The sequence below is a fragment of the Microbispora rosea genome, from assembly GCF_044460045.1.
Classification (GTDB): domain Bacteria; phylum Actinomycetota; class Actinomycetes; order Streptosporangiales; family Streptosporangiaceae; genus Microbispora; species Microbispora rosea.
Genome location: NZ_JBITJO010000009.1, coordinates 1 through 26,034, shown reverse-complemented (window position 1 = coordinate 26,034; position 26,034 = coordinate 1). Strand labels below are relative to the sequence as shown.

Sequence of the window (26,034 nt, the reverse complement as noted above, 5' to 3'; positions counted from 1 at the left end):
GAGGCTCTGCGGCGAGCAGAGCAGTCCACGCCGCCATATCAGGACTGTCATCGAATTGAAGGGAAACCCCTCATGTATCTGGTCGTTGGCGCCACGGCTCACTTCGGACGTCAGGCGGTTGAGGAGCTCGTCTCCACCGGGGCTGCGGTGCGTGCGCTGACCCGGACTCCGGAGAAGGCGGGGCTGCCCGAGGGCGTCGAGGTCGTCCAGGGTGATCTGACCAAGCCCGAGACGCTGCCGGCGGTCGTGCAGGGTGTCGAGGCCGCCTTCCTGGTCCTGCAGTATGGAGCCGACATCGCTCCGCTCCTGGAGGCCGCGCGCGAGGCCGGAGTGCGGCGGGTGGTGTTCCTGTCGTCGGGGGCCGTCGACGACGGGGCCGAGCGGCAGCCCGACGTGATCGCCCGCTATCACCGTGACGTCGAGCGGGCCATCGAGGCGTCCGGGATCGAGTGGACGTTCCTCCGGTTGCTGTTCCCCGCCATCAACTCCCTGACGTTCGCGATGCAACTGCAGGGCGGCGATGTTATCCGCGCGCCGTACACCGAGGCCGCCTTCAGCGCCGTGCACGAGCGGGACGTCGCCGAAGTGGCCGTACGGATCCTGACCGGCGGCGGGTACGCGGGCCGGATCCTCGACCTGACCGGCCCCGAGTCGCTGACCCAGGCACAGCAGGTACGCATCCTGGGCGAAACGCTGGGACGCGCGCTGACCGTCGAGGACCTCGACCCCGAGCCCGTGCGCGCGCAGATGAGCCAGTTCATGGACGCCGATTTCCTGGCGGCGCTGTTCGGTCTCATGGCGAGGGCGGTCGGGAAGCCGGCGCCGGTCAACGGAGTCGTCGAGGAGATCACCGGGCATCCCGCGCGCACCTACGCCCAGTGGACCAGGGATCACAAGGCCGACTTCGGCGGCTGACCGATCGGGCCAGGGGACGGAGAACCGCCGCCCCCTGCCCCGGCAACCGAAAGGAGGCCACGATGCCACCGGTGCTGAAGCGGCGCGAACTGGGGCGAGCGCTGCTGGCCCGCCAGATGCTGCCGGAGCGGGCCGACGCGACACCCGAGGAGGCGATCACGCGGCTGGCCGGAATGCAGGCGCAGGCTCCGTACGCGCCCTACTTCGGGCTCTGGACCAGATTGCAGAGGTTCGGCGCCGACGACCTGGCGGACACGCTGACAGGGCGCCGGCTGGTGCGGATCGCGCTGATGCGCAGCACCGTCCACCTGGTCACGGCGGCGGAATACCGCTCGTTGCGGACATGGGTCCAGCCTGCGCTCGACCGAGAGTTGGACACCGCGTTCAAGAAGGCCCTGGCCGGTCTGGACCGCGCGGCCGTGGCGAAGGCGGGGCGCGTCCTGCTCGACGAGCGGCACCTCACTCCCAAGGAGCTCGGGCAGGCGCTGAACGAGCGGTGGCCCGGCCGCGAGCCCCGCGCGCTCGCCACAGTGGTGCGGAACCTGGTGCCGCTGGTCCAAGTGCCGCCGCGCGCTGTCTGGGGCGTCGGCGGTGCCACACGGTACGCCACGGCGGCGACCTGGACGGGAACCCCGCCCGCACCGGCGCCGGACCCCGAACGGATCGTGCTGCGCTACCTCGCCGCGTTCGGCCCGGCCTCGGTCAAGGACGTGCAGACGTGGGCGGGTCTGACCCGGCTGCATGCCGTCTTGGAGCGGCTGCGGCCACGGCTGGCCGTCTTCCGCGACGAGCATGGAGTGGAGCTGTTCGACCTGCCGGACGCGCCGCGCCCCTGCGCCGACGCCCCCGCGCCGGTTCGCTTCCTGCCCGAGTACGACAACCTGCTGGCCTCCCATGCTGACCGCACCCGCGTGATCTCGGACGAAGCCCGCCGACGCGTGACGACCCGCAACGGCATGCGCGCGACCTTCCTCGTGGACGGCCAAGTGGGGGGTGCGTGGAAACTCCACACGGACAGGACGTCGGCGACTCTGGAGATCGGCTCTTTCCTGCCGCTGTCCGCCGCCGAACGCGCCGAGGTCGAGGCGGAAGGCGCCCGGCTTCTGGAGTTCGCCGCGCCCGGAGCCGCACACGACCTCCGTCTGACCACCTGATGGGTCTCCCCCGCCCCCGGGCGGAGCGGGAGAACCCGCGGACTCTACGATCCTCCGATGAGCACCTTCACCCGCGGGTTCCGCGGAAGACGCAGAGGCGAGGACGACCGGCTCCCGCCCGGCCAGTACCTCGCCGAGGACTTCCCCGTGCTGTCGGCCGGGCCCACGCCGCACGTGCCGCTCGACCGGTGGGAGTTCACGATCGACACCGAGGCCGGGCAGACGCACCGGTGGACGTGGCGGGAGCTGACGGCGCTGCCGTACGAGGAGCCGGCCGTCGACATCCACTGCGTGACGAGCTGGTCCAAGCTCGGCACCACCTGGCGGGGCGTCTCCCTCGACGTGCTCTTCGAGGACGTCGAGACGACGGCGGACTACGCGCTGGTCCACTCGTACGGCGGCTACACGACGAACCTGCCGCTCGACGATCTGCTGGACGGCAAGGCGTGGATCGCCTACCGCTACGAGGGCGAGGATCTGACACCGAGCCACGGCGGACCGGCCAGGCTGCTCGTGCCGCACCTGTACTTCTGGAAGTCGGCCAAGTGGGTGCGCGGCATCCGGCTGCTGACCGAGGACTGGCCGGGTTTCTGGGAGACCGCGGGCTACCACAACTACGGCGACCCGTGGCGCGAGCAGCGCTACGCCGATGACTAGGTGGCGCGTCGCGCGCCTGGTCAAGGTGCGCGACGAGAACCCGTCCGCCCGCACGCTGGTCTTCGACGTGCCCGGCTGGCCGGGCCACCTGGCCGGCCAGCACGTCGACGTCAAGCTCACCGCCGAGGACGGCTACTCGGCCCGCCGCAGCTACTCCCTCGCCGGGCCCGAGGGCGTGGAGCTGACCGTGCAGCGGGTGCCCGACGGCGAGGTCTCGCCGTACCTCACCCTGGACATGGAGCCGGGCGACGAGCTGGAGCTGCGCGGTCCGGTGGGCGGCTGGTTCGTCTGGCGCCCGGACGGCCCCGCGCCGGTGCTGCTGGTCGCGGGCGGCGCGGGCATCGTGCCGCTGATGGCCATGATCAGAGCCCGCCGCGCCGCCGGTGCGGACACCCCGTTCCGGCTGGTCTACGCCGCGCGCTCGCCCGAGCGGCTCTACTACACCGACGAGCTGGCGCGGCCGGATCCCGGCGTGTCGGTCTCACTCGCCTACACGCGCCGCGCCCCGGAGAGGCACCCGCGGCCGCCCGGCCGCCTCACCGCCGCCGATCTCGGCCCGTACGGCGAGGCCGACTGCTACGTGTGCGGGCCGACCGGCTTCGTGGAGGCCGCGGCGGCGCTCCTGGTGGAGCTCGGCCACGACCCCGTCCGCATCAAGACCGAACGCTTCGGCCCCACGGGAGACTGACATGCAGACCGACCACCTCGACGGGAACGCCCTGGCCGGTCCGCTGGCCGAGATCTTCATGGCCGACGTCTCGGCCGCCGTCAGCCGCTGCGCCACCTGCGGCCTGACCGGTCCGGTGGCTGCCCTGCGCGTGTACGACCGGGCCCCCGGCCTCGTGGCCCGCTGCCCGGGATGCGAAGAGGTCGTGCTGCGCCTGGTCCGCGGCCCCGACGCGGCCTGGCTCGACCTGCGCGGCGCCGTCTCCCTGCGCATCCCGCTGGGCGGCGCGAACCCGGGCGCTGTCGCTACGGACGGGGGCTGAGGACCCGGCGCGGCGAGGTCGTCAGCGGTAGATGTAGCAGTAGTTCGACTTGCCCTTGAACCGGTGGAAGGCCTTCGGGTCGTGATAGCGCCAGCGGCAGCCCTCGTCGAGCCGGCTCTGGGTGAGGTACATGGTGTCGCCCTTCCGCTTGATGCAGTACTCACCAGGCGTGGGCGTCTCCCGGTACTCGACCCACTCCCAGCCGAGGCTCACGCAGTAGTCGGTGAAGTGTCCGGGTCCCAGCTCCACGACCCGTTTGGCTGGCGTGGGCGAGGGCTTCGCCGGCTTCGCGGCCGGAGAATCGGCGGGGACCGGCGCGGACGTCTTCGAGTGACGGACGACCGGCCGGGTGGTGACCGTCCTCGTCGGGGCCGGCCGGGTGGTGTCCGGCCCGGCTGTGGACCGGCGCACCCGCGGCCGGTGTGAGGAGGCGGGCGAGGCGGATGGCGAGGGGACGGCGGGCGACGAGGCCACGGACGGGGACGGGCCGCCGACGGTGTCCGCCGAGGCGGCCGGGTCCGTGCCGACCGCCGCCGCTCGCTGCGTCGCGGGGGCGCCGGTCCCCGCGAACGGCAGGTGCAGGGACGGCAGCAGCGCGATCGCGGCGGCGACCGTGGCCGCCACGGCCACGACCACGGCGGCGACGGCGGCCCGCACCCGCCTGCGCCGGCCGCGTCCCGGCACAGTGTCCGGCCCAAGGACCGGCGCAGGAACCGGCCCAGGAACCCGCCCAGGAACCGGCGCAGGGACCGGCCCAGGAACCGGCGCAGGAACCGGCCCGGACGCCTGGGACGGCACGCCGGCCGAGGCGGCTGCCGCCGATGCGGACGGCCCAGTGGCGGCGGCAGGTGACACCGGCGTGCCCGGCACAGCGGGCGCGGCAGGCCCCGGCTCGGCCGACGCCGCAGGTGCGAGCGGCCCACCCGGCCCACCCGGCCCACCCGACGTACCCGGCGCGACCGCCGCCTCCGGCGCGGCGTGCGCGTCGTGGCGCGGGCGCACGAGGCGGTCGACGATCTCCCGCGCGGCCGGCCGCCGTCCCGGGTCCTTGGCGAGACAGGCCGTGAGCAGGTCGCGCAGCGGCGCCTCGATCCCCTCCAGGTCGGGCTCCTGGTTGAGGATCCTGTTGATGATGGCGGGGATGGCGTCGGCGCCGAACGGCGGGCGGCCCGTGGCGGCGAACGCGATCGTGGACGCCCAGGCGAACGCGTCGAGGGCGAAGCCGAGCTCGCCGGCCGCGAGCTGCTCGGGCGCCATGTAGGCGGGCGTGCCGACGATCTGGCTGGTCATCGTACTTGTATGGGCGAGGGCGCGGGCGATCCCGAAGTCGATGACGCGCGGCCCGTCCGGTCCGATCAGCACGTTCTGCGGTTTGAAGTCCCGGTGGACGACCCCGGCCTCGTGCAGGGCGACCAGGGCGGTGGCCGTGCCGATTGCGAGCCGTTCGAGCGCGCCGCCCGACAGGGGCCCCCGCACGGCCACCACCTGGCTCAGCGGAGGCCCGTCGACGTACTCGCTCACGATGTACGGCCGGCTGCCGTCCATGCCGGACTCCAGCACCTGAGCGGTGCAGAACCGGGCGACCCTGCGGGCGAGCTCCGCCTCGCGGGTGAAGTCGGCGCGAGCCGCGTCCTGGCCGAGCCGCGCGTGGAAGAGCTTGACCGCGACGAGGTCGCCTGACTCGGCCTCCCCGAGGTAGACGACGCCCTGCCCTCCCTCGCCGATCCTGCCGGTGATGCGGTAGGAGCCCAGTCGTGCGGGATCGCTCGGCTCCAGGGGCTGCGGCATGACTCTCCGGGGGGTCGGGGGCATGGACGGCACTTCCAGTATCCCGCCGGAAGATCGGCGACATGGCCGGTCCGCCAAACCGCGACCGCACGGATGCCCGGCGGTCCGCCGCGACGAGGACCGGCGCCCTCCACGCCACCGCCCTGCCCGGCTGTCCGGCATCCCCCGGCTCGCCCGGTCCGGATGGCGCCCGAGCGGGCCTGCGGGGTGGCGAGCGTGCCACCGATGTCCGCCGTACGCAGCGGACGCCACTGGCCGCCGGTGTAGGCGAAGGAGGTGACGGTGTCACCGGACAGCGCCAGCGCGAACCGGTCGCCCGGCTTCAGGGTCAGCGGGGCGTCGCCGGGCGTGTCGAGGAACCGGCCGCCGACCCGCACGTTGATGCCCGAATGCTTGCGGGTGCTGGTGCCCGTGTACGGCATGCGGATACCGCTCAGTTGCTGCCCCGGCCGGCGAAAGGCCGCACTCGCGGACCGGTGTTCGTCACCTACCGCCGCCCCGGGCTGGGCAAAGTCGTCAGCCCCCGCGACGTACCCGGACACCGGCCTTGCTCGTCTCGCCTACGGGCAGGCCCGCTCTGCTCGACCCTTGATCCTTCTCGGTGGCGACGGCGGAGGCGGACAGGAGCGTCGCAGCGGTGAGGCTGCCCCAGAGGGTGGTCGAGTCGTTGGAGGCGAGAGCGGTGATGACCGCCGGGGAGATGGCGAGGCCGAAGCCCGTGGAGAGCTGAAGACGGGCGAGGGCGCGTCCCAGGAGATGGGCCGGGGCGAGGGCGGCGACGAGCGCGGTGGCGCTGCCGGCGTAGATGATCTCGCCGATGGTGCAAACCACGGACACCACGGCGACAGCTGGGGCGCCCCAACCGTGTCCCAGTGAGGTGGCCGCGAGGAAGCCGAGGTAGGACGCGGCGAGTACCACGCCGGCGATTGCCAGTACGGTCCGCCGGGGGAAACGGGACATCAGGACGGTGACCGGAACCTGCAGAGTGACCACCAGCACCGTGTTGGCCACGAAGATGGCCGCCGACCACACCGGAGAGGCGTGCATCTGCGTCACCAGGACCAGGGGGAGCGCGATTTCGGGGACGTTGAGGCAGAAGACGTAGATCACGTTGGCGGCCAGCAGCGCGCGCATCCGGGGTGCGGTCTCGTCGTCCCTAGTCGTGGCCGCGGCAGCGGACGGGTGAGCGTGCACATGGACCGACCACGCCAAGGATGCCGCAGCGAGATAGGCGAGCCCCGTGACGGCTGCCAACGCGTGCAATGCGGTGGTGCCGCCCGCCAGGCACGCAGTGGCGAGCAGGGCGCCCGCGCCCAGACCGGCGTTGCGCAGGGCGCGGCCTCCCGCGAGGGCGGCGTCGCGTTCGCGACCGTGGGCGACCGTGGCCACGAGGGCGGCGTGGGCGGCCGGCCATGCCTGGTTACCGATGCCCAGGAAGAGCGCCGCCGTCGCGAACAGCCAGACGTTCCCCGTCGGGGTGGCCAGCAGCAGCGCCACGCCCAGCACCCGCACCAGCATCGACGCCGCCACGACGGTGCTGCGTGCGCCCCGGTCCAGCCATCGGCCCACCGCGGGCATGCACACCAGACCCATGACGACGCCGACCGTCATGGCGATGCCGGTGACCGGCGCGGACAGCCTCAGCGCCATCACCCCGTAGAGCAGCAGAAAGGGCCGCAGCAGGCCGGTGCCGAGCGCGTCCACGGCCAGGGCGACGGCGTAGCGGGGGCCTCCGGAGGCACGGACGAGGGCACGCGGCCGGATCTTGGCGATGGTTGCCATGGCGTCAACAGTGCGTTCGGCCGCCGGGCCGACTGTGTCGATTGACGGACACCGTCAATCGACGCGATCGTCGGCCATCCGACCAGCGATTATGGGTGGATGGCGTTGAGGATCGACATCGGCGGCCTGCCGCCCGGGCGACTGCGGTTCGCTGCCTCCCCGCTGGCCGAGCTGACCGCGATGCTGCACGTGCTGGCCGAACCCGGGCATCACCCGCAGTTCGCCGGCTGGGCCGGGGATGTCTGGGCCGGGATACAGCCGGAGCTGGCCGAACGGCTGCGGGAGGCGGAGTTCCTCTGGCGTTCCTCACGAGCCGACTTCCTGGTCCCCGCCCGGCCTCGGCTTACCCTCGCCGAGGAGTTGGACGATGTGGACCGGATCGACGACGAAGCTTATGTGACCGCCGCGCTCGTTACGACGTGCGGCAGCAACCGGGTCCACTTCGGCGCGCCGTCGCCGCTGGCCGACGCGACGGCGCGCGAGCGGGCCCTGGACCTGGCCCAGGCCCGCGGCGCGCTTCAGGAGGCCTTCGCGAAACGGCTGCTCGCGGACCCGGCCGCTGTGCGGGCGCGGGTGCGTCACACACTCGAACAGTGCGCTGAGGCCTTCTTCGACGCCGCCTGGGCGGGCGTCGCCGTGCAGCTCGCCACCGACCTGCGCCTGAAGAACGACCTGCTCAAGCGCCAGGGCATCGGGGCGGCACTCGCATCGGTCTCCAGCGCCGTGACCCTGGCGCCGGACGGCAACTGCATCATCGTGGACAAGCTGCAGGACAACGCGACCGCCGCCCTCGGCAGCGGGGTCACCTTCCTGCCCAGCGTCTTCGGCCGCCCGCACCTGGTGGTGGTCCACGCGCCCGGGTGGCAGCCGGTGGTGCAGTACCCCGTGGCCGAGGCCGGTCCATCGGAGCTGGTATCGCTGGAGACGGTCACGCTACGGCTGGAGGCACTCGCGCATCCGGTACGGCTGCGGCTGCTGCGCACCCTGGCCCGCGGCTCGCACACCACCGGTGAGCTGGCCCACGCGTGGGAACTTTCGCCCCCGGAGGTTTCCCGCCACCTCGCTGTCCTTCGCCGCGCGGGCCTTCTGACTGCCCGAAGGCAGGGGCGTTATGTCCGTTACGCCGTTAATCTGCCCAATCTGACGGCGCTGGGCGCCGACCTGCTGACGGCCGTACTGCGCTGAGTAGCTTCGGTCTGCCACGCAGGAGGAAGCCGCGGAAGCCATCGGGCGCCGTCAGCCGGTGTCGGCGCGCGTCCTTCGCCTGCGGCCCGCACTACGGGGAAGCGCGGCCCTCCAGGCCGGCGACCGCGATCGTGCCGGAGGTGCCGCGCAGGCCGAAGCCGTAGCGGAAGCCCTCGCGGGCCTGCGGGGTGGCGAGCGTGCCGCCGATGTCCGCCGTACGCAGCGGACGCCACTGGCCGCCCGTGTAGGCGAAGGAGGTGATGGTGTCACCGGACAGCGCCAGCGCGAACCGGTCGCCCGGCTTCAGGGTCAGCTGGGCGTCGCCGGGCGTGTCGAGGAACCGGCCGCCGACCCGCACGTTGATCCCCGACTGCTTGCGGGTGTTGTTGTACCAGGCGGTCACGTAGGTGCCCGCGTCCTTCACCCAGCCGACGAACACGCTGTCCTCCGGGCTGCCGGTGCCGGCGAACTCCCCCGCCGTCACCACGCTGATCGCGTCGGCCGACGACAGCGCCGCAGGTCCGGCGGCCAGGCCGAAGAACGGCTGGGTGCCGCCGCCCGCGAACCGGCCGCCGCCGGCCGTGACCGCGGGAAGGGCCTCGCCGCCCTCGGGCTTGTAGAGCGTGTAGCCCGCCGAGGTGTCGGCGGCGAAGTCGTCCTCGATGTCCACCTTCCCGTAGGAGTCCGGGTCGAGCCCCACGGTCACCTGGCCGTAGGGGCTCACGGCCCGCGCCGACCCGGCGTACTCGGTGATGGCGCGCACCGGGTGGGCGCCGGGGCTCGGCGCGGTCCCGGCGGGCGGCGCGACCCGCCAGCGTACGGTGAACTCGCCGCCCGGCCGCACCACCGGGGCACGCGGGCTGCCGACCGGCTCGGCCGACCACCCCGGCGGCACGGCCAGCGACGACGTGACCCGGGTGGCGGGCGTGCGTCCCCGGTTGGCGAAGGTGGTGGTCACCTCGGCGGGCACGCCGGCACTCGCCTGCCCGGCGACGGCCACGTCCACCGAGGTGTCGCCCGCCGCGGGTGACCACGCCTGCAGTTCGGTGACGCCGACGTACGCGCCCGGCGGGTTGCCGAACACCAGCCTGATCCTGGTCGTCGTCAGGGCCGGGAACGTGACGCGGTTCAGCGCGGCGCCCACGGGCCGCTCCGGCGTGCGGGTCTGGTCCGACACCTCGCGCCACGCCGCGCCGTCCCAGAACTCCAGCCGGTACGACGCGGGGGCCTTCACTCCGCCGCCGTCGTCGTAGGCGTAGAACCGCACGTCACTCACCCGGGTCGGCACGCCGAAGTCCACGCCGAGATGGTCTTCGGCGTTCGGCGAGCGGTAGTTGGTCCACCGGTTGTGCGGGACGTCGTCGTAAAAGATCCGCCCGTCCACGGCCTCCCACACGTTGTCGATGCCGTTGGTGTACGACGCGAACGGCTTGGGGTAGCCGGTGCCGTACGGGTTGGCGGCGTCGTCGTCCGGCCGCGAGGACCGGCCGGGGGCCACGGCGGCCGGCACGCGGGCGGTCAGCTCGCCGACCGTTGCCCGCTTGGCGGCCTGCCTGCCGTCCACGTAGACGCGCAGGCCCGCGCCCTGGCCATACCTGCTGCCGTCGCGGTCCCACAGGACCGTCACGTTGTGCCCGTGGTAGGGCACGTTCTCCAGCGCGAAGTAGTCCCACCCGGCCGGCGCGAGCGGCTTCAGCACGACCGTGCCGTCCTTCTGCGGGCGCAGCCCGATCAGGCCGCTGATCACCAGGTCGTTGAAGGTCGAGTGGTTGTAGTGCTCGCTGTGGCCCGGGGAGTCGTAGATCCAGCGCGGCTCGTCCGGGTGGTGCGCCTCGGCGACGTACGGATGCCCGTCCTTGTATTGGGTGAGCGCGTAGCCCCGCAGCACCGTGTAGTAGTCGGCGGGGGTGACCACATCCTGGTCGTAGTCGTCGAGCAGGTTGGCCATCGCGGTGAGCGTCGTCGAGGTGGAGTAGGGCCAGCTCGGCCCGTCCCAGCGGCAGCAGCCGTTCAGCGCGTCACGCATGAACAGCGGGCTGCGCCGCTCGGCGGTGGTCGGCCCGTACGGCGCGGCGAACCCCTGCGGGTCGAGCAGCTGCGCCCACGCCCGCTCCGTGCCGGGCTCGGCCATGTCGAACGCCCACGGCACGAACCCGATCTGCTCCCGGGTGGACACCAGCCGCTGCTGGGGGTCGAGGTCGGCGCGGGCCTTGTGGTAGAAGAAGGACCGCTCCGGGTCCCACAGGTAGCGGTGCAGCGCGTCCCGCAGCGACGCCGCCCGCTTCTCGAACTTCTCGGCGAGCGCCTTGTCGCCGCCCATGGTGGCGATGGCGGCGATCGCCCTGGCGTCGCCGTACTGGTAGGCGTTCAGCGTCGGCCGATAGCCCGCGCCGCCGTGGTAGGGATCGGCCGGGTCGGTCTCGTAGGCGGAGGCGGTGTACTCCATCGCGTCCCACACCGGCACCGACCAGTAGAGACCCAGTTTCTTGTCGTACTGGCCGCCCCACTTGTCGTACTGCCGCACCAGGTCGGGCAGCAGCCCCTCGACGAAGGACGCGTCGCCGGTGACCAGATAGCGCTGGTAGGCGGCGTCGGCTGCCCACCAGGAGTACTGGTGCGCCCAGTCGTCGGTGTCCTTGTTGAGGTACTCCTCCTTCGGCTTGGGGCCGGCGCCCGGTCCCTGCAGCCAGTAGGTGAGGTAGTCGTCGATCGGGCGGGTGTCGCGCAGCCAGCGCCCCTCGTACACGTGGTGACCGGCGGCGGCGACGATGCCGCCGAGCGGGGCGGAGTATCCGGGCGGGTTGTGGAACTCGGTGATGACGTCGCCGGTCGCGGAGTCGGTGTAGCGGATGTGCCGCTTGTACGTGCTCCAGCGGTAGTAGTAGACGTCCTGGATCTCCCGGTCGGGCACCTCCAGGAACGGGATGTTGGCCTTGTACCACTCCGGCTCGGCGTAGCCCGACACGAGCGCGTCGTGGTCCAGGAAGGCGGTGCCCCTGCCGACCTCCGGGTACACCGCGGGCGGCGCCTGGGCGTGGGCGGCCTCGGCCGGGGCGGGGATCAGGGTGGTCGGCGCGGCCAGCGCCGCGAGCGTCGCGAGCATCGCGACGGCGTGTCTCATGGTCACCTCGGACGTTCTCAGCATTCTCAGGAGGGTGACGGCAGGCGAAATCGCTCAGGTTCGGTCGCGTTTCACGAGCCGTAGGCGACCGAATCTGATCGTTAACGCTCAGTCTTGACCAATTGTGGACGAAACGCAATAGCTTCCGAAGGGGCGCGGGCCGAGGGCGTCGTCCCGCGGCCCCCGGCTGAGAGACTGCGGGCATGAGCCACAGCCATGACGAGGACCCCGCGTGCGCGGCAGCCCACGGCCACGTACGGCCGGAAGAGGCGGGGCGGCCGGAGGAGACGGGGCGGACGCTGGTGGCGGTGTTCGCGTCTCCGGTGGCCGATCACCTGCTGCGGTTCGGTGTGGAGCTGGGTTTCCGGCCGATCCTGCTGGAACCCGACCCGGACCGCGGGCTCGGCGGCCTCTCCGCGGGCGCGGTCCCCGTGGTGAGAGAGGTGGGCGACCACCTGGACGGCACGGCCGACGTGGTCGTCACCGACCATCACCGCGCGGAGATCGGGCCGATACTGCGTGACGTTCTCGGCAGCCCCACGCGCTGGATCGGCATCATGGGCAGTCCCCGTCACGAGGGGCCGCACGTGCGGGCGCTGACCGAGCTGGGCGTCCCACCCGGGGAGATCGCCCGCGTGCACCGCCCGATAGGGCTCAACATCGGCTCGCGTACGCCTCCGGAGATCGCGGTGGCAACGCTTGCCGGTCTGATCGCCGACAGGAACGGCAGGCCCGGCGGCTTCGCGCACTGACCTCCTGCCGAACACACGGGCGGCCCGCCACACAGACGGGGCACCCCCGCGGGTGGCGGGGGTGCCCCTGCACGCTCCTCCTGGTCAGGAGCGCGTCATCACGGTGTCACCGGTCAGGAGGCGCTGCACGTCAGCGTCGGCGTCTCCGGACTTCCGTTGGCGGTGAACCCGAAGGTGGTGGTGCCGTTGGCGGGCAGCGTGCCGTTCCACGACTCGTTGCGCACGGAGACCGAAGCACCGGAGCCGGACTTGAGGCCGCCCCACAGCTGCGTGATGGACGGAGAGCCGGACCAGCTCCAGTTCACGGTCCAGCCGTTGAGTGCCGAGCTGCCGGCGTTGACCGTGACCTCGGACTGGAAGCCGCCGGGCCAGCTGTTGACCGTACGCATGGTCGCGCTGCATCCGCCCGGCTGGGGCGAGGTGCCGGGAGACGGGCTGACCGGCGGGGTCGGGCTCGGGCTGACGGGCGGGGTCGGGCTGGGGCTAGGGCTGACCGGCGGGGTGGGGCTGGGCGAGGTGTTGGGTGAGGCGTTGTTGAGGGCGTTGAGGACCGAGGTGTAGGCGGCCTTCTTGTTGCCGTTGCCGTCGAACAGCAGCGGGGTCTGGCTGGAGCGCCAGGAGTCGCTGTCGCGTACGCCCCACACGGTGATGCCGACGCAGCGGGAGACCGCCAGGCAGTCGTTGACGATGTTGGCGTAGGTGGTGGCCGAGGCGCCCTCGACGTCCAGCTCGGTGATGGCCACGTCGACCCCGAGGGCGGCGAAGCTGGAGATGGTCGTGCGGTAGTTGCTGTTGTAGGCGCTGCCGCTGTTGAAGTGGCCCTGCAGTCCCACGCAGTCGATCGGCACGCCGCGCTGCTTGAAGTCCTTGACCATGTTGTAGACGCCCTGGGTCTTGGCCCAGGTCCAGTTGTCGATGTTGTAGTCGTTGTAGCACAACTTGGCCGCCGGATCGGCGGCCCGCGCGGTGCGGAAGGCGACCTCGATCCAGTCGTTGCCGGTGCGCTGCAGGTTGGAGTCGCGCCGACCGCCGGTGCTGTCGTCGAAGGCCTCGTTGACCACGTCCCAGTACGGGATCTTGCCCTTGTAGTGGGCCATCACCCCGTTGATGTGGTTGATCATCGCCTGGCGCAGCGCGCTGCCGCTGAGGGACTGCATCCAGCCCGGCTGCTGGGAGTACCAGGCCAGCGTGTGCCCGCGCACCTGCTTGCCGTTCTGCGTCGCCCAGTTGTAGATCCGGTCGGCGTTGGTGAAGTTGAACTGACCCTGGTTCGGCTCGGTCGCGTCGATCTTCATCTCGTTCTCGGCCGTGATCATGTTGAACTCACGATTCGCGATCGTCGTGTAGTTCGAGTCACCCAGCTTGCTCGCGCTGATCGCGGTGCCGAAGTAACGGCCGCTGCGGGCCGCGGCCGCGCCGAGGGTGGTCGCCGGCGGGCCCCCGGTGGGGCCGGACGACGGGCTCGGCGACGGGCTGTTCGGCGGAGTGGGAGACGGCGTGGGCGAGGGCGTCGGTGACGGCGAGGGAGAGGGCGACGGAGAGCTCTGCGTGGTGCTGTTGAGGCCCAGGAAGTTGATCGCGTAGGCGATCATGCCGTTGAGGGGCAGCGAGTGTCCCTGGCCGGAGACGCTGACGCCCTCGACCGGAGGCTGCGTGCTGTTGTTGCCATAGCGGGTGCGGGTCCACCCCGACGAGGGGCTGTCGGTGGACACGGGCGTCTGGCTGACGCCGTTGAGGTTGGTCCACTGCTTGATCTCTTCGCCGAAGTTCGGGTAGGCGAGCGTGGTGTCGTTGGTGCCGTGCCACAGCTGCATGCGCGGATAGGAGCCGCCGTAGCCGGAGTACATCGAACGGGCCAGGTCACCCCACTGCTGGGCGGACTTGATGCTCTGCCCGCCGGAGCACTGGCTGTTCCAGGTGGAGCCGTCGGTCGTGGCGAAGCAGCCCGCCGGGACGCCCATGAATGCCGAACCCGCCGCGAAGACGTCCGGATACTCGGCCGCCAGCACGTTGGTCATCATCGCGCCGGAGGAGACGCCGCTGACGTAGACGCGGCCGGGGTCCACGTTGTAGCGCGACTTGGCGTAGTCGACCATCGACATGATGCCGACCGGGTCGCTGCCGCCGCCCCGCCTCAGCGCCTGGGGCGAGTACACGTCGAAGCACTGCCCGCTGCGCGTGGCCTCGGGGAACACGATGATGAACCCGTACTGGTCGGCCGCGGTCACGTAGTCGCGGAAGTATCCGCCGAACAGCGCCGACGCGGTGCCCGTGCAGTAGTGGACGGCGACCAGCAGCGCGGGCCGGGCCGCCACCCGATCCGGCACGTAGATGTACATGTTCAGGTTGCTCGGGTTGTTGCCGAAGCTGGTCACCCGTGTCAGCGAGGCCGCGGCGGCCGGTTGGGTGACCAGCAACGTGGTCGCCGCGACCACGGGCATCAGCACGGCGGCCAGCAAGGCCACGATGCGTCGTCTCACGTGAGCTGTCCTTCCTCCGGTTGCGCCGACCGGGGGCGTGGCCATGGCGCCCGGGGGCCGGGCTCCCGTACTGCTCGCAGGCTGCGGACGCCACACCCTCACCGGACCGGCGACGTGAATGTTTCCGAAGCGTGCCTAAAACTTTCTGGCGACTCAAGCCACTGATCACCGGATGCTTCGCGGCCGAGAAGAGAAGGACGTCAGAGGCGTGCCCCGCCGTTCAGGGGTCGCGGATATTGGAAAGTTTCATAGAAACGCCGAAATATTGTCAGATCCACGAAGGAGGTACGCCGCGGGGATGCGAGCGCGCCGTGAGAACACCCGGCGGGCGGGCATGGTCTACCGCGTCAGCCGGCGGGGGCGACGACGGGAGCCTGGACATGCTGGAGGTCATCGGCGCGGGACTTCCGCGCACCGGAACGACGTCGACGAAGGCGGCCCTGGAGCTGCTCGGCTTCGGGCCCTGCTACCACACCTTCGAGGTCCTGCTCCGCCCGGAGCTCGCCGAACGGTGGCTGCCCGTCTGCTCGGAGGGGGCGGCCGACTGGGAGAGGGTCTTCGAGGGCTTCCGGTCCTGCGTGGACTGGCCCGCCAGCTTCTTCTGGCGGGAGCTGGCACAGGCCTATCCGGACGCCAAGGTCGTCCTGACCGTCCGCGACCCGGACAGCTGGTACGCCAGCTTCCGCATGCTGGGCTCGCTGAGCCCGCGCGAGCCGCTGCGGGAGGACGAGGTGCCCGAGGGCATCCGGCCCGTCGTCGCCGCCATGACCAGCCTCCGGCCGCTCTTCGAGCGGATCAGCGGGTCGGTCTTCGGTGAGGACTGGCGGCCCGGTCACAGTCCGGACGAGGAGCGGGCCGTCGGGGCCTACCACCGGCATGTCGCCGCGGTGCCGGCCGCCCTTCCCCCCGAACGGCTTCTGGTCTTCGACGTGCGCGAGGGATGGGGACCGCTGTGCGCCTTCCTCGGGGTCGCCGCTCCCCCCGGCGTCCCGTTCCCGCACCTCAACGACGCCGCGTCGATCCGCAGGACGTTCGAGCTCATGCGGACCGAGGGCCGCGTCCACGTCCCCTTCCCACTCCGAGGCTGACGGCGCGCCGCCCTCCGTTCGCCGGTGGAACGTCGAACGTTCGCCGCGACGCTGCGAGGTGATCAGGGGCGCACGGCGTACACCTTGCGAAGCGTCTCGTGCACCGTCCACACCGTGCGCGCGCCACCGGGCATCAGCACGACGTCGCCCGGGCCGACGTCGAGCACCGGGCCGTTCTCGACCTCGATCGTCGCGCTGCCGTGGAGCACGACGAAGACCTCGTCCGCCTCGGTGTCGGTGCTCACACCCGCCCTGGTCAGCGCGGCCGGGCGAGGACCGCGTGGATGATATCGGCGCAGGCGGCGGGGTCGAGCGCCAGGCCCTGATGGCCGCCGGGAAAGACGAGCGGCTCGACGCCGTGAGGCCCCCGGCGGCATCGGGCCGGCCGACTGACATAAAGGGTGCAGGAGCAGCGCTTTCAACCACATGGTTGTCATACGGCGGTCCACGGTCTACGATCCTTTCACCCGTTGGGTTGAAACTAAGGGGGGCGGAAACCATGGACGCGCTGTCGCGGATCTTCGCCGCCCTCGCCGATCCGACCCGGCGCGACATGATCGTCCGGCTCTCGGAGGGCGACGCGACCGTAGGCCAGCTGGCCGAGCCCTACCGGATGACGCTCCAGGCCGTCTACAAGCACTTGCGGGTGCTTGAGGACGCCGGGCTCGTCAGCCGGCCGCGAGGGCCACAGCCCCGGTCGGTGCGCCTGGAGGTCCGCGCCTTCGACCTGATGGACACCTGGATCGAGCTCCACCGGGACCGCGCCGAGCAGCGCTACCGCCGCCTCGACGCCGTCATCGCCGAGATGAGGAGAGACGAGCATGGACAGGATCACAAAGACGGCCATCGAGGCCGACACGACGCTGCCGGTCATCCGGATGACGCGTGACTTCGAGGCGACGCCCGAGCAACTGTTCCGCGCCCACACCGATCCCGCGCTGTTCGCCCGCTGGGTGGGTCCCGACACCACAGTCACCCGCATCGAGCACTGGGAGGCGCGCACCGGCGGCAGCTGGCGCTACGTCTCGGTGCACGACGGCACGGAGTACGGGTTTCACGGCTGCTTCCACGAGGTACGGCCGGACCGTATCGTGCAGACCTTCACGTTCGAGGGCGATCCCGACGGAGTCGCACTGGAGACGCTGTGGTTCGACGACTTGGGCGACGGCCGTACGCGGCTGCGGGCGCAGTCGCTGGTCGACAGCTTCGAAAGCCGCGACGCGTGGCTGCGCAGCGGTATGGAGGTAGGGGTCGAGGACGGTTACGCCAAGCTGGAGAGAGTGCTCAGCGATGGCGCTGTCTGACCGCCCGGCCGAGCGGCACCGGCAGGTCGCGGGACTGTTCACCGAACGGGTCCGCGGCACCCGGTCCTGGGACGCGCCCTCCCCCGTCGCCGGCTGGGCCGCCCGTGATGTCGTCCGCCACCTGACCGAATGGTTCCCCGGGTTTCTCGCCGCCGGCGCCGGTGTCGCGCTGCCCTGCGGACCGCCGGTGGACGAGAACCCGGTCGCCGCGTGGCAGGTCCACTGTGACGGCGTGCAGGCGGTGCTGGACGATCCGGAGACGGCGCACCGGGAACTCGCCAACCCCCACGTCGGCAGCCTGCCGCTGGCGACCGCGATCGACCGGTTCTACACCGCCGACGTGTTCATGCACACGTGGGACCTGGCCAGGGCCACCGGCCAGGACGACCGGCTGGACGCCGAATTCTGCGCTCGGCTCCTCGCCGAGATGGAGCAGATGGAGCAGGTCATCCGCGACTCCGGCCAGTTCGGCGCCCGGATCGAGGTGCCCGGCGATGCGGACGCCCAGGCCAGACTGCTGGGTTTCATCGGCAGGGACCCGTTCTGGCCGGAGCGGTGACCCGTACGCCCCCTGACCTGTGGCCCCGTGCCACCGCGCCGCCTCCGCCGCCGGGTTCGACCCCGAGGTTGAGGCCCGGCCTCTCGCCGCTTCTCCCTTCGTGTGCGTACCGGGACCGCCAGGATCACTCGCCGCCGCTCCGTTTACGATCAAGGACGTGGTCTGCTCTCCTGTCATTTCCCTCGTCATGAAGTGAGACCGTCATGCCAGCAGTAGGCAACGTCCTCATCGTCGGCGGCGGCACCACCGGGTCGGCCCTGGCGATCCCGCTCGCCCGCGCCGGTGTCACCGTCGACATCGCGGAGATCCAGCCGGGGACCAGCGCACTCGGCTCGGGCATCACCCTGCAGGGCAACGCGCTGCGGGTGCTGCGCGACCTCGGGCTGTGGGACCGGGTCGCCGCCGCGGGCTTCCCGTTCGACTCGCTGGGGCTGCGCGCCCCGGACGGCACGCTGCTCACGGAGATCCCCGACGCCCGGATCGGCGGCCCCGGCCTGCCGGCCACCCTCGGTATGAACCGCCCCGAACTGGCCGCCATCCTCGCCGACGCCGTGCGCGAGGCCGGGGCGCGGACCAGGTTCGGGGTGACCGCCGAGGCGCTGACCGACACCGGCGACCAGGTGGAGGTGCGGCTGTCCGACGGCACCAGCGACGCCTACGACCTGGTGGTGGGCGCCGACGGCATCCGCTCGGCGGTGCGTGCTCTGATCGGGATCGACGTCGCCCCGCGGCCGACCGGCATGGGCATCTGGCGCGTGCACACCCGCCGCCCCGCCGGGGTCGAGCGCACCGACCTCGTCTACGGAGGCCCCTGTTTCATCGCCGGATACTGCCCCACCGGCCCGGACACCATGTACGCCTACCTGGTGGACAAGGCCAGGCCCCGGGAGGCGATCGGTGACAAGGTCGCGCACATGCGAGCCCTCGCCGAGGGATACGGCGGCGCCTGGGACGAGATCCGCGAGGACATCACCGACCCCGACCGCATCAACTACACGTGGTTCGAGTCGCTGCTGGTGGACCGGCCGTGGAACCGGGGCCGTGTGGTGCTCGCCGGCGACGCCGCGCACGCCTGCCCGCCGACCCTCGCCCAGGGCGCGGCCCAGTGCCTGGAGGACGCCGCCGTCCTGGCCGAGCTGCTGCTCGCCGCCGACCGGCTCGACCAGTCGCTGTTCGACGCGTACATGGACCGCCGTCACGAACGGGCGAAGGCGGTGGTCGAGGCGTCCCTGCAGCTCGCCGACTGGCAGCTGAATCCGGCCCCGGACGCCGACGTGCCCGGCCTCGCCGGCCGGATCAGCGCGCTCTTGGCCGAGCGGCCCTGATCACGGGGGGACGCGCGGACCGTGGCGGGGCCACCTGCCCGCTCTCCCGTGAGCCGGGTGTCCCGCCCAGGCGTCAGCGGACGCGGCCCACACCGCCGAGCGCGCCGGCCTTGCCCTCCCGTACGTAGGGGTAGTCGGTGTCGGGCCGCCACTCGTGCAGCGGCACCACTCCCGGCTCGACCAGGTCGAGCCCGTCGAAGAACGCGAGGACCTGGTCGTACGACCGGGAGGTGGTGCCGGGGACGGAGGTCCGGCTGAAGACCTTCCGGCCCTCCTCCTCCTGGTCCTCGCTCAGGTCGCCGAGGGAGCCGTGCGACACGACGAGGTAGCCGCCCGGCACGAGCGGATTCCGGAGCGCCGCGACGATCTTCATGGCCTCGTCGTCGTCCGGGACGAAGTGCAGCACGCCGAGCAGCAGGACGGCGAGCGGCTGGGAGAAGTCGATGTGCTCCCGGACCTCCGGATGCCGCAGCAGCGCCTCGGGGTCGCGCATGTCCGTCTCGATCGCGCGCACCCGCTCGTTCTCGGCCAGGATGGCCCGCGCGTGGACGAGGACGATCGGGTCGTTGTCGACGTAGACGATCCGCGACTCCGGAGCCAGTTCCTGGGCGACCTGGTGGACGTTGCGCTGCGTCGGAAGCCCGGCGCCGATGTCGAGGAACTGGCGGATGCCCTGCCGCGTGAGGTACGTGACGGCACGGATCAGGAACTCGCGGTTCTCCCTGGCGATGTCGGGAAGGTTGGGCAGGATCTCGATGATCTTCTCGGCGGCCTCGCGATCCGCCGCGAAATTGTCCTTGCCGCCCAGGTAGTAGTCATACATCCGGGCGACGCTCGGCGTAAACGGGTCGACGCCCGCGGGCGCCTTACGCTCGTCCACAACACTCCCCTCGTCGTACATCAAGGATGGTACGGCCTTGATCGCGACGGGGAAGACGCGTCACCAATTTGTCACCAAACGCTAGAAAGCGGCATGAAGGGGATGTCGGTAGACGAATCCGTTATCCGCCTTCTTAGAGCGCTCCTTGACGTGCCGATACGGCAGCTTCCCGACTTACGGACAGTACGTTACCGACCTCGGTGGACGTCTCCCACTCTTGACAGTGCGCGCCCTCCCGACCTACGTTCACGAAACATCGCCGTCATCTACCTGCAATCCCAAATGTTAGCGCTAACAGCCGAGGAGCCCCCCTGATGAGAAGCGGTCCCCCCGCCGCGGCTCACCCCGCCCCTCCCCGGGAGGGTTTCGCGCCGACCCGCCCATACGAACACGGCCCCCTCACGAGCGTTCACCTCACGGCCGCCCCACCCATGGGCCCGAGGTGACCATCCCACTCCGCACCCGGCACAACCGGTAGGACCCCCGCCTTCACCGCGAGCCCGCGCGCTCCGTTCCTCCCAGCCGGGACCGCCATGCCGGCCGGGCCCGGGACGAGCCCTCCTCCGCGGGCCGGCCGTTCGCCCGCCCTCCAGCCGACCGCTCACTCCGAACCCACACCCCCCAATGTCAGGCATTGCCTGACATCGCTCATCAGAGGAGTTTCGCGTGCCCGAAAATCGCCGATCCTCGGCGGTCCCCCGACGGATCCGGAGGATCTCGCTCGCGACGGCCGCCGCGCTCGTGTGCGGCGGTCTCGTGTCCCACGGTGGTGCGGCGAACGCCTCCGCTGGGTGGTCGCCGAAGCCGTCGTACACCTCGACCGACAAGGGCGACGGCACCTACACCGTGCCGATCACCAACGCCGACGTGCCCGACATCAGCGTTGAACGCGTTCCGGCCGCGGAGAGCAAGGAGCACCGGGACGTCTACTACATGATCAGCACGACGATGCACCTGAGCCCGGGCGCGCCGATCATGAAGTCGTACGACCTGGTGAACTGGGAGATCGTCAACTACGTGTTCGACCGAGCGGACATCGGCGACGCGTTCTCCCTGCGCAACGGGCAGAACTCGTACGGCCAGGGCCAGTGGGCGTCGTCGCTGCGCTACCACGACGGCAAGTTCTACGTCGTCTTCAACACCAACAACCTCGGCGGGGCGTACCTCTACAGCACCGACGACGTCGAGAACGGGAAGTGGACGCGCACACCGCTCGGCCGCGGCCTGCACGACCCGTCGCTGTTCTTCGACGACGACGGCACGGCCTACATCTTCTACGGCTCGGGCAATACGAGTGCCGTGCGCCTCAAGTCCGACATGTCAGGCATCGACAAGGACTTCCCGAACATCTTCACGGCGAACGACTACGCCGGCAAGCCGTTCATCGGCGGCCTGTTCGAGGGCGCCCAGGTCTTCCACATCAACGGCTACTACTACGTGGTCATCATCACCTGGCCGTCCGGGCAGGGACGCCAGGTCGCCATGTTCCGCTCGAAGGACCTGCTCGGGCGCTACACGTCGGCGGACGGCACGAACACCTACGAGGCCCGCGGGGTGCTCAACTCCAACGGCTTCGCCCAGGGCAGCCTCGTGCCGATCTCCCGCGACGGCGGCACCGAGTGGTACGGCATGTTCTTCCGCGACAACTTCCCGATCGGGCGCACCCCGGCGCTCATCCCCGCCACCTGGCAGGACGGCTGGCCGACCTTCGGCACCAACGGGGTCGTGCCGGTGGGCGGCGCGTTCGCCAAGCCGATCGAGCTCAGCCCCGAGGAGGAGACGTTCGAGCAGCAGAAGAGCATCGTCGCCTCCGACGACTTCGCCAACGACGCGCCGCACAGGCCGTACATGGACGAGCAGTGGACGATCCCCGACCCGCCCGCGTACGACGACTCGCTCATCGGTGTCGAACTCCTGCAGAACCCCGGGTTCGAGTCCGACGCGGTCTCGCCGTGGGGCACGCAGTACGGCGCGACGATCAGCCGTGACACGACCGACCCGGCCGCGGGCTCGGCGGCGCTGAAGGTGAGCAACCGCACGCTCAACGGCTCCGGGCCGAACCAGTTCCTCAACGGCAAGGTGCAGCGCGGTGTGACCTACACCGTGTCGGCGAAGATCAAGTACACCTCGGGCCCGAGCAGCATCCGGTTCAACCTGGTGGCCGACTGGGGCGCGGGCGTCCAGACGATGGCGTCCGGGAACGTTCCCGCCGGGCAGTGGACGACCGTGACGGGCCAGTACACCATCCCCTCGACGGCGAACGTGGACAACTTCAAGTTCGCGGTCGAGACCCCGTGGGCCAACCCGCAGCCGGCGTCGTCGAGCGTGGACTACCTGGTCGACGACGTCTCGGTCGTCGGTCAGCCGGTGACGATCGAGGCCCCCTCGAAGGAGGAGATCGCCCCCAACGGGTCGCGGCTCGACCCGGCGTGGGAGTGGAACCACGCCCCCGACAACCGCTACTGGTCGCTCACCGACCGGGACGGATGGCTGCGGCTGACGACCGGCAAGGTGGTCACCGGCAAGTACGTCTACGGCAAGCTCTCCGGCAAGGACGAGCTGACCTGGTTCGAGGAGGCGCGGAACACGCTGTCGCAGCGCACGTTCGGGCCGCGGCAGTCCGTCGAGACCAGGATGGACATCTCCGGCATGAAGAACGGTGACGTCGCCGGCCTGGCCGCCTACAACCGCGGGTTCTCCTACGTGGCGGTCAAGCGCGTCGACGGCCAGAACACGCTGGGCGTCGTCAACCGGGGACAGCCGTTCGCGGTCGACATCGACCAGGCGGCGATCGAGAACTTCGTGTCCGGCACGACGGTGCCGCTGGGAGACGCGACCCAGGTGTACGTGAAGGCGGACCTCGACTTCAGCTCGCCCGCCGGGCAGCTGTGGACGACGTTCTACTACAGCCTCGACGGGCTGCGGTGGACCCAGCTGGGCAGCCGCGTCGGCCCGCAGACGCTCGACGGCAGCCTCTCGCACTTCATGGGACACCGGGTCGGCCTGTTCGACTACGCGACGAAGGAGAAGGGCGGGCACGTCGACTTCGACTACTACAAGCTCAGCGACACGCTGACCGCGCAGAACAAGGCGCTCGACACGAGCGCCCTCGACGCGGCCATCGCCTACGCGGGCACGCTCGACGAGGGCGACTACCCGGCGGACGCCTGGGCCGGCGTGCAGGCCGCGCTCGACGACGCGAAGACGGCGCGGGCCGGTGAGTTCGGCACCCAGAACCAGATCGACGCTCCGGAGCGGGCGCTCAGCTACCAGCTGGCCCGGCTCGGCACGCTCAAGGCCGCCTCGCCGGAGGTGAAGCTGGCCGTCACCGCCTCCTCCCGCTGCATCGGCACCTCGGCGTACGTCGCCGTGACCGCCGTGAACAACGGTGACGTCCCGGCGACGGTGGAGCTGAACACCCCGTTCGGTTCCAGGACGGTGGCCGACGTGGCTCCGGGCAAGCAGGCCTACCAGTCCTTCAACACCCGGGCCGGGCAGATCGACGCCGGCACGGTCACCGTCAAGGCGACCGCCACGATCGACGGCAAGCAGGTCACCTCGTCCTACGACGCCGGCTACACCGCGGCAAGCTGCCGCTGAGTCGCGTACACGGCGGCCGGCTGCCGCCGGCCGCACCACCACCGGCGGTGATCACGGTCACCACGACGAGGACGCCGCCGGAGCACAACCCGGGGCCGGCCAGCCGGCCGGCCCCGCCCCCCCCATGAACGAGTCGCGCGCATCTGCGCGATTCGCCGGGGCGTGCGGCCGCTCATCCCCATCGCAGTGAGCCGACCCGCTCCGGGGCGTCCATGTCCCCAGAAAAGTCTGAGGCCAAGGAGGATATTTCGTGTTGAAGCGTGTTCGAAGGACGACCCGGCGACGGGTCGCCGCCATGGCGATGGCCGGCGCCCTGCTGGGCGCCGCGGTAGCCGCGACGGCGGGGCCGGTCCAGGCCGCCGCACCCAACATCATCGTGAACGGCGGGTTCGAGGACGGCCTCTCCGGCTGGTTCGTCAACAACGGGAACGCGACCGACGGCGCGACGCTGTCGGCCACGACGGACGCCTACGGCGGGTCGAGCGCCGTGCTCGTCACCAACCGCAAGACGACCGGCTCCGGCCCGATGCAGGACCTGTCCGGCAAGGTGCAGGCCGGCAAGACGTACGCGGTCACGGCGCGGGTGAAGTACGAGAACCCCAACAGCCCGGCGACCAAGCAGTTCTTCGCCACCATGCACTACGGCGGCGGCACCTACACGAACGTCGGTACGGTGACGGTCGCGCGCGGGCAGTGGGGGCTCATCCAGGGCACGTTCACGATCCCCGCCGGGCAGAGCGTCGCCACCGCGCGGCTCTTCATCGAGACGCCCTGGACGTCGGACCCCGCGTCCGCCCCGGACACGCACCTCATGGACTTCAAGGTCGACGACGTGTCCGTCTCCGAGTTCGTGCCGTCGACGACCATCGAGGCGCTCGGCAAGAACCCCGGCGAGGGCAACCCGCTCATCTCGCACAAGTTCGGCGCGGACGGCAACGCGTTCGTCCACGACGGCCGCGTGTACATCTACATGACCAACGACACGCAGGAGTACAAGCCCGGTCCCACCGGAGTCTCCTCGACCAACACCTACGCCAGCATCAACACGATCACGGTCATCTCGTCCGACGACCTCATGAACTGGGTCGACCACGGCGAGATCCCGGTCGCGGGCTCGAGCGGGGTCGCCCGCTACGCGAGCAACTCGTGGGCGCCCGCCATGGAGAGCAAGGTCGTCGACGGCAAGGAAAAGTTCTTCCTCTACTTCGCCAACAACGGCGGCGGCTCCGGCGTCATCGTCGGCGACTCGCCGGTCGGCCCGTGGCACGACGAGCGCGGCAGCCTGCTCATCACGAGTTCGACTCCGGGGGCCTCCAACGGCAAGAACTGGCTCTTCGACCCCGGCGTGTTCATCGACGACGACGGCCAGGGTTACCTCGTGTTCGGCGGTGGCGGCGACGACGGCACGCGCAGCGCCGAGAACACCAACCACCCGAAGTCCACGCGCGTGATCAAGCTCGGCGACGACATGATCAGCACGGAGGGCTCGGCGGAGGTCATCGACGCGCCGCTCGTGTTCGAGGCCGGCCACCTGTTCAAGCGCGACGGCAAGTACTACTACTCGTACTCGTCGAACTTCGGCTTCGGCGGTGCGATCGACCCCAACGGCCCGCCGACCGGCGCGATCGCCTACCTCATGGCAGACAGCCCGATGGGCCCCTGGACCCCCGAAACGTACAAGGGCATCATCTTCAAGAACCCCGGCACCTACTTCGGCGCCGGCGGCAACAACCACCAGTCGGTGTTCCAGCTCGACGGGCAGTACTACTTCACCTACCACGCCCAGACGCTCAACAGTCGCATCACGGGCGGCGCCACCCAGGGCTTCCGCAGCCCGCACCTCGCCAAGCTCGACTTCAACGCCGACGGCACGATCAAGGAGGTGAAGGGCGACTACAAGGGCGTCGAGCAGATCCGCAACCTCGACCCCTACCGGGTGATCGAGGCCGAGACGATCGCCTGGCAGCAGGGCATCGCGACGAAGAAGGTCGACGGCGGGTCGGAGGAGTTCGGCGCGCAGGCTCCGAACCTCGTGGTGCACGACATCGACAACGGCGACTGGACGTCGCTCGCGAAGGTCGACTTCGGCACGGAGGGCGCCACCGGCGTCACCGCCAAGGTGCGTCCGCTCGCGACCGGCGGGAAGATCCAGGTTCGTCTCGACGGCCGCACCTCGCCCGTGGTGGCGACCATTCCCGTCGACGCGCCGCTCGGCGAGTGGACGAAGCTGAGCGCCCAGCTCGACGGCGTCACGGGCGTGCACGACGTGTACTTCACCTACGCCGGTCCCGACGGGGCGGACCTCTTCGAGGTCGACTCCTGGTCGTTCGAGGCCGCGTCCTCGCCGGAGGTCAAGCTGGCCGTCACCGCCTCCTCCCGCTGCATCGGCACCTCGGCGTACGTTGCGGTCACCGCCGTCAACGACTCCGACGTTCCGGCGACGATCACGCTGACC

At 70.9% G+C, this 26,034-nt stretch carries 20 protein-coding genes; 14 read left to right on the top strand and 6 right to left on the bottom strand.

The window, feature by feature from the left end:
- Positions 1 to 72 precede the first annotated feature (72 nt).
- The 5 genes from ACIBK1_RS30700 (at position 73) to ACIBK1_RS30680 (ending at position 3,715) form a co-directional block, all read left to right on the top strand.
- Positions 73 to 915, top strand: a complete 843-nt coding sequence (locus tag ACIBK1_RS30700) for an NAD(P)H-binding protein (protein ID WP_030506701.1) — start codon at positions 73 to 75, stop codon at positions 913 to 915.
- Between the two features lie 62 nt (positions 916 to 977).
- Positions 978 to 2,069, top strand: coding sequence for a winged helix DNA-binding domain-containing protein (locus ACIBK1_RS30695; protein ID WP_396739173.1), 1,092 nt, complete (start codon positions 978 to 980; stop codon positions 2,067 to 2,069).
- 57 nt (positions 2,070 to 2,126) lie between these two features.
- Positions 2,127 to 2,726, top strand: a complete 600-nt coding sequence (locus ACIBK1_RS30690; protein ID WP_030506703.1) for a sulfite oxidase-like oxidoreductase — start codon at positions 2,127 to 2,129, stop codon at positions 2,724 to 2,726.
- Positions 2,719 to 3,414: a ferredoxin reductase gene (locus ACIBK1_RS30685; RefSeq protein WP_396739171.1), complete on the top strand. Its 696-nt coding sequence runs from the start codon at positions 2,719 to 2,721 to the stop codon at positions 3,412 to 3,414. The genes ACIBK1_RS30690 and ACIBK1_RS30685 overlap by 8 nt, the downstream gene beginning before the upstream one ends.
- Before the next feature lies 1 nt (position 3,415).
- Positions 3,416 to 3,715 carry a DUF6510 family protein gene (locus tag ACIBK1_RS30680; protein WP_396739169.1) on the top strand — a complete coding sequence of 100 codons (300 nt, stop codon included), beginning with the start codon at positions 3,416 to 3,418 and terminating at the stop codon, positions 3,713 to 3,715.
- Positions 3,716 to 3,736: 21 nt separating this feature from the next.
- Here ACIBK1_RS30680 and ACIBK1_RS30675 read toward each other — a convergent pair whose 3' ends face one another.
- Both ACIBK1_RS30675 and ACIBK1_RS30670 read right to left on the bottom strand, forming a co-directional pair.
- The gene (locus ACIBK1_RS30675) at positions 3,737 to 5,503 is read right to left on the bottom strand and encodes a serine/threonine-protein kinase (protein ID WP_396739167.1); all 1,767 of its coding nucleotides are present in this window, start codon (positions 5,501 to 5,503) and stop codon (positions 3,737 to 3,739) included.
- 516 nt (positions 5,504 to 6,019) lie between these two features.
- The gene (locus tag ACIBK1_RS30670; RefSeq protein WP_051761415.1) at positions 6,020 to 7,285 is read right to left on the bottom strand and encodes an MFS transporter; all 1,266 of its coding nucleotides are present in this window, start codon (positions 7,283 to 7,285) and stop codon (positions 6,020 to 6,022) included.
- Positions 7,286 to 7,384: 99 nt separating this feature from the next.
- Between ACIBK1_RS30670 and ACIBK1_RS30665 the strand changes: the two genes are divergently transcribed.
- Positions 7,385 to 8,470, top strand: a complete 1,086-nt coding sequence (locus ACIBK1_RS30665) for a helix-turn-helix domain-containing protein (protein WP_030506708.1) — start codon at positions 7,385 to 7,387, stop codon at positions 8,468 to 8,470.
- Between the two features lie 91 nt (positions 8,471 to 8,561).
- Here ACIBK1_RS30665 and ACIBK1_RS30660 read toward each other — a convergent pair whose 3' ends face one another.
- The gene (locus tag ACIBK1_RS30660) at positions 8,562 to 11,615 is read right to left on the bottom strand and encodes an MGH1-like glycoside hydrolase domain-containing protein (protein WP_396739164.1); all 3,054 of its coding nucleotides are present in this window, start codon (positions 11,613 to 11,615) and stop codon (positions 8,562 to 8,564) included.
- A 179-nt stretch (positions 11,616 to 11,794) separates the two neighbouring features.
- Here ACIBK1_RS30660 and ACIBK1_RS30655 point away from each other — a divergent pair, with 179 nt between their 5' ends.
- Complete coding sequence (locus ACIBK1_RS30655; RefSeq protein WP_396739162.1) at positions 11,795 to 12,343, top strand: XdhC family protein; 549 nt, start codon at positions 11,795 to 11,797, stop codon at positions 12,341 to 12,343.
- 113 nt (positions 12,344 to 12,456) lie between these two features.
- Here the strand turns inward: ACIBK1_RS30655 and ACIBK1_RS30650 are convergent, their stop codons facing one another.
- Positions 12,457 to 14,823, bottom strand: a complete 2,367-nt coding sequence (locus ACIBK1_RS30650; protein ID WP_396739160.1) for an extracellular catalytic domain type 1 short-chain-length polyhydroxyalkanoate depolymerase — start codon at positions 14,821 to 14,823, stop codon at positions 12,457 to 12,459.
- Between the two features lie 380 nt (positions 14,824 to 15,203).
- Here ACIBK1_RS30650 and ACIBK1_RS30645 point away from each other — a divergent pair, with 380 nt between their 5' ends.
- On the top strand, positions 15,204 to 15,911 hold the full coding sequence (locus ACIBK1_RS30645; RefSeq protein ID WP_396739158.1) for a sulfotransferase family protein: 708 nt from the start codon (positions 15,204 to 15,206) through the stop codon (positions 15,909 to 15,911).
- A 62-nt stretch (positions 15,912 to 15,973) separates the two neighbouring features.
- Here ACIBK1_RS30645 and ACIBK1_RS30640 read toward each other — a convergent pair whose 3' ends face one another.
- Positions 15,974 to 16,156, bottom strand: coding sequence for a cupin domain-containing protein (locus ACIBK1_RS30640; RefSeq protein WP_396739156.1), 183 nt, complete (start codon positions 16,154 to 16,156; stop codon positions 15,974 to 15,976).
- 254 nt (positions 16,157 to 16,410) lie between these two features.
- Here ACIBK1_RS30640 and ACIBK1_RS30635 point away from each other — a divergent pair, with 254 nt between their 5' ends.
- From ACIBK1_RS30635 to ACIBK1_RS30620, 4 genes are all read left to right on the top strand, one after another.
- Positions 16,411 to 16,800, top strand: a complete 390-nt coding sequence (locus ACIBK1_RS30635) for a metalloregulator ArsR/SmtB family transcription factor (RefSeq protein WP_396739154.1) — start codon at positions 16,411 to 16,413, stop codon at positions 16,798 to 16,800.
- Complete coding sequence (locus ACIBK1_RS30630) at positions 16,733 to 17,215, top strand: SRPBCC family protein (protein WP_030512543.1); 483 nt, start codon at positions 16,733 to 16,735, stop codon at positions 17,213 to 17,215. Before ACIBK1_RS30635 ends, ACIBK1_RS30630 begins: the two co-directional genes overlap by 68 nt.
- Positions 17,202 to 17,774, top strand: coding sequence for a TIGR03086 family metal-binding protein (locus tag ACIBK1_RS30625; RefSeq protein ID WP_396739152.1), 573 nt, complete (start codon positions 17,202 to 17,204; stop codon positions 17,772 to 17,774). Before ACIBK1_RS30630 ends, ACIBK1_RS30625 begins: the two co-directional genes overlap by 14 nt.
- A gap of 203 nt (positions 17,775 to 17,977) precedes the next feature.
- Positions 17,978 to 19,099, top strand: coding sequence for an FAD-dependent monooxygenase (locus ACIBK1_RS30620; RefSeq protein ID WP_396739150.1), 1,122 nt, complete (start codon positions 17,978 to 17,980; stop codon positions 19,097 to 19,099).
- Between the two features lie 73 nt (positions 19,100 to 19,172).
- Here the strand turns inward: ACIBK1_RS30620 and ACIBK1_RS30615 are convergent, their stop codons facing one another.
- Positions 19,173 to 19,979, bottom strand: a complete 807-nt coding sequence (locus tag ACIBK1_RS30615; RefSeq protein ID WP_396739148.1) for an SAM-dependent methyltransferase — start codon at positions 19,977 to 19,979, stop codon at positions 19,173 to 19,175.
- Positions 19,980 to 20,645: 666 nt separating this feature from the next.
- Between ACIBK1_RS30615 and ACIBK1_RS30610 the strand changes: the two genes are divergently transcribed.
- Positions 20,646 to 23,579, top strand: a complete 2,934-nt coding sequence (locus ACIBK1_RS30610) for a family 43 glycosylhydrolase (RefSeq protein WP_396739146.1) — start codon at positions 20,646 to 20,648, stop codon at positions 23,577 to 23,579.
- 250 nt (positions 23,580 to 23,829) lie between these two features.
- Positions 23,830 to 26,034: family 43 glycosylhydrolase (locus ACIBK1_RS30605; protein ID WP_396739144.1), on the top strand; the 2,205-nt coding region annotated here is incomplete at its 3' end.